This window comes from Fluviicola sp. (genome assembly GCF_030151805.1).
Taxonomy (GTDB): domain Bacteria; phylum Bacteroidota; class Bacteroidia; order Flavobacteriales_D; family Crocinitomicaceae; genus Fluviicola.
This window is the reverse complement of record NZ_JASLCN010000403.1, coordinates 1-3,396: the sequence shown is the minus strand read 5'-3', so window position 1 is coordinate 3,396 and position 3,396 is coordinate 1. Positions and strand designations below refer to the sequence as shown.

Below are 3,396 nucleotides of genomic sequence, written 5' to 3'. Positions count from 1 at the left end.
CGGGTAATGTCAATCCTTGATTTTGATACTGTTTTGCTACAGACACGACGAAACGTAAATTTGCACGGGTTAATTTCTCTAGTGCTCTTTGATCGCCTTGTTTGATTTTACGCGCCAATTCTACTTCTTCTTCGGCGGTGATTAGCTCTTCTTTACCAATGTCCTGAAGATACTTGTCTAACGACTGGCTCTCACGATTGGTAATCGATTTTGTAATCTTAAGTTGTCTCATGTAATGAACTTCGTTTTATAACGATTAATGAAAATCAGGATGCAAAGTTACGACGAAAGAGAAGTGATTTCCAAATAAAAAAGGCAGATTTTTGGGAGATTTTGCCCTCTCAAAAACCATGCCTTAACATTTTTTGTTTAAACCATCCCGAATTTAGTGAGTTCTGTGCGGAAGTTTAAACTGTTCAAAGAGTTTAAAAAGTTCAAAACGAAATAAATAAGATCTCGTAATTCTCCTTTTTTGAACTCTTTGAACGTTGTGACTATTGAACTTTTTTTAAAGTCCAAATCCGATATATTCTTTTTTTCCGCTTTCGGAAGCAATCTCTAACAAAACACCTCCTTTGGCGCTGTTCAGAAGTCGTGTAAGCTGTTCAACCGATTCAATCTGCGTTTGATTCACTTTCGTAATGATATCGCCTTCGGAAAGACCGCTTGATTTCAATTTGCCCGGTTCCAGTGTTTTCACCTTCACACCGAAGCTTAGATTCAATTCTTTCTTTTCTTTCGACGTTAATTCAGCGAAAGTTCCGCCCAAAGCAGCTGTTTTGCTCATTTCTTCTTTTGATTTCAAAGCAGTTTCTCCGTCTGCAGAACGCAATAGAATCTCTTTAATCACTTCAGAACCATCTTCCGTGCGTAAAGTCAGGTTTACTTTGTCACCAGGTCTGCGTTTCCCGATTTCTTCCTGTAACGCAGCCACCGAGTTTACTTCTTTCGCTCCGACTTTCAGGATTACCCAGTTTTGTTTCACACCGGCTTTCTCGGATCCTCCGTTTTCAGTAACACTTGAAATGAAGACTCCTTTTGTCGACGGCAATTTGTTCTTTTCCTTAATCTCCTGGTTGATGTCAGCGATCTGTACTCCAAGGTAAGCGCGTTGAACAACTCCGAAATCAATGATGTCTCGCATGACTTTGTTTACCAAATTCACCGGAACAGCAAAACTGTAGCCTGTATATGAACCTGTTTGAGAAGCGATTGCCGTGTTGATTCCAACCAATTCGCCTTTCGTGTTTACCAAAGCTCCTCCGGAATTCCCCGGGTTTACAGCAGCATCTGTTTGAATAAAGGATTCGATCGGAACGTTTGTGTTTCTTGTTCTGTCGGAAAGCAAGTTGATATTTCTCGCTTTTGCACTGACGATCCCCGCTGTAACCGTAGAAGTCAGGTTAAACGGGTTTCCAACTGCCAATACCCATTCTCCGACGCGTAAATCGTCACTGTTTCCGATGGAGATTGGTCTCAATCCCGGTGCATCAATCTTCAGAACTGCGATATCTGTTGAAGGATCCGTCCCGATAACTGTTGCCGTGTATTTTGAATTGTCGTTCAGAATGACTTCAATTTCCGAGGCATCCTGGATCACGTGGTTGTTTGTTACGATGTAACCCGCGCTGGAAACGATTACTCCTGATCCCGAGCCACTTCCATATTGCTTAAATTCTCTTCCGCCGGTTCCGGGTCCGTAAAAGAATTCATAGAACGGATCTCTCTGAACTTGGGTTCGAACTACTTTTGTGGTTACGTGAACTACTGAATTGATCGTGTTTTCGGATGCTTCAACAAATGAAGTGCTTCCCTCGACGGGCATTCCGTTATAAGAAACTGTTTTTGCAACACGGTCGCCATCAATGACCTGTTCTGATAGAGGAGTGTTGTAATTAGACGATAAAAGGAACCCGAAGGCGAATGGAATCATTCCACCAACAAAACCAACTCCTAAGTATTTCAATGTGTTGTTCATGGTATCTATTAGTTTTTGTTTCTGTTAAATTTTTACACAATTATAATCGAATTCTCTTGATGATTGTTACTTTTGTGCGTTAAAGATTGTTAAGCATAATCGGCTTGTAACTCAATCATAGCAAGGAGTATATGGAATTGAGCTTTGTAAAATATCAGGGAACAGGGAATGATTTTATCCTGATTGATAATCGCTCCGGCGAATGGAATCAGTTGCGAATTTCCGATATTCAAAAACTGTGCGACCGTCGTTTTGGAATCGGGGCGGATGGTTTGATCAAGATTAATTCCATAGAAGGGTATGATTTTGAAGTGGATTATTACAATTCCGATGGATCCAAAAGCTTCTGCGGAAACGGAGCGCGTTGTTCGGTAGCTTTTGCACATGAATTGGGGGTTTTGAAAGATTCGGTAAGATTTATGGCAATTGACGGTGAACACGAAGCTGTGAAATCGAATAACCTGGTTTATCTGAAGATGAATGATGTTTCGACGATAGATACTTCTCAGAAGGATTTCGTTTTGAATACAGGATCGCCTCATTTTATTCATTTTACGGATAATGTCGCTGATTTTGATATCGTTGCTTACGGAAAGCAGATTCGTTATTCCGATATATATAAAGAGGAAGGTATCAACGTCAATGCGATTCATCAGCTGGGTGAAAATTCTTTTGAGATTCGTACGTATGAACGCGGAGTGGAGGATGAAACCTTGAGTTGCGGAACCGGAGTTACAGCAGCGGCTTTGGCTTTAGGTGAAAAAAATACTGTTTCCGGAGAGTTTGAATACCGGGTGAAATCTCAAGGTGGCGATCTTTCTGTGAAATTCACAAGAAACTTTAATGGATTCAGCAATATCTGGCTGATTGGTCCGGCTGTTTTTGTGTTTAAAGGAAGTGTGAATGTCTGAATTCAATTTTGAAGCCATCCAGGCAGGTTTTCCGGAGAATTTGATACAAAAAACGATGATCTGGATCTGGAATGCGGATAAAATTCCTCCGCACATTGGAATTTCTAATGGAAAGGACTATTTCAGTCTGACATACCGAAAATCTGAGCGTCTTTTGACTGCTTCAATGTTGAAGAAAGCGAAACGATCAGTCATTCCTTTGGTTTTAGTTGAAATTCCGGGTGATAATATTCAATTGGATCCGATAAGTATTTTCTCGAAATACGAACGTGCCGTTGATGGAATTACCTGTTTGCGCCCGATTCGGGAAGTGATGAAATTGGATTCGAACGTGGGGCAATTGGCGGATTTGTTGATTTATCTGGAATCGAATAAGCTTATTCGCGGGGTGAACGGATTGAATTTGCCGGAAGGGTATGGTGGAATTCCGGATTACTCGATGGAGGAGATATTGGATCGGATTAAGCTGTTGAATGGAGGTGGTTGATTGGTGTTGATTATCAATTG

General features: G+C 41.0%; 4 protein-coding genes. 2 read left to right on the top strand and 2 right to left on the bottom strand.

The window, feature by feature from the left end; translation table 11 throughout:
• Positions 1-232, bottom strand: a 232-nt coding sequence (locus Q1V93_RS15260; RefSeq protein ID WP_300665844.1) for a sigma-70 factor domain-containing protein, incomplete at its 3' end; no start/stop codon positions are given.
• Positions 233-508: 276 nt separating this feature from the next.
• Positions 509-1,978 carry a trypsin-like peptidase domain-containing protein gene (locus Q1V93_RS15255; protein WP_300665842.1) on the bottom strand — a complete coding sequence of 490 codons (1,470 nt, stop codon included), beginning with the start codon at positions 1,976-1,978 and terminating at the stop codon, positions 509-511.
• Between the two features lie 131 nt (positions 1,979-2,109).
• On the opposite strand from Q1V93_RS15255, the gene dapF reads away from it, so the two are divergent.
• Positions 2,110-2,889 carry a diaminopimelate epimerase gene (gene dapF, locus Q1V93_RS15250; RefSeq protein WP_300665840.1) on the top strand — a complete coding sequence of 260 codons (780 nt, stop codon included), beginning with the start codon at positions 2,110-2,112 and terminating at the stop codon, positions 2,887-2,889.
• Positions 2,882-3,376 carry a hypothetical protein gene (locus Q1V93_RS15245; RefSeq protein WP_300665839.1) on the top strand — a complete coding sequence of 165 codons (495 nt, stop codon included), beginning with the start codon at positions 2,882-2,884 and terminating at the stop codon, positions 3,374-3,376. The genes dapF and Q1V93_RS15245 overlap by 8 nt, the downstream gene beginning before the upstream one ends.
• Positions 3,377-3,396: the final 20 nt, after the last annotated feature.

Coding starts and splice junctions, on each gene's coding strand:
- Q1V93_RS15245 (WP_300665839.1), top strand. CDS start 2,882: ATGTCTGAATTCAATTTTGAAGCCATCCAGGCAGGTTTTCCGGAGAAT.
- dapF (WP_300665840.1), top strand. CDS start 2,110: ATGGAATTGAGCTTTGTAAAATATCAGGGAACAGGGAATGATTTTATC.
- Q1V93_RS15255 (WP_300665842.1), bottom strand. CDS start 1,978: ATGAACAACACATTGAAATACTTAGGAGTTGGTTTTGTTGGTGGAATG.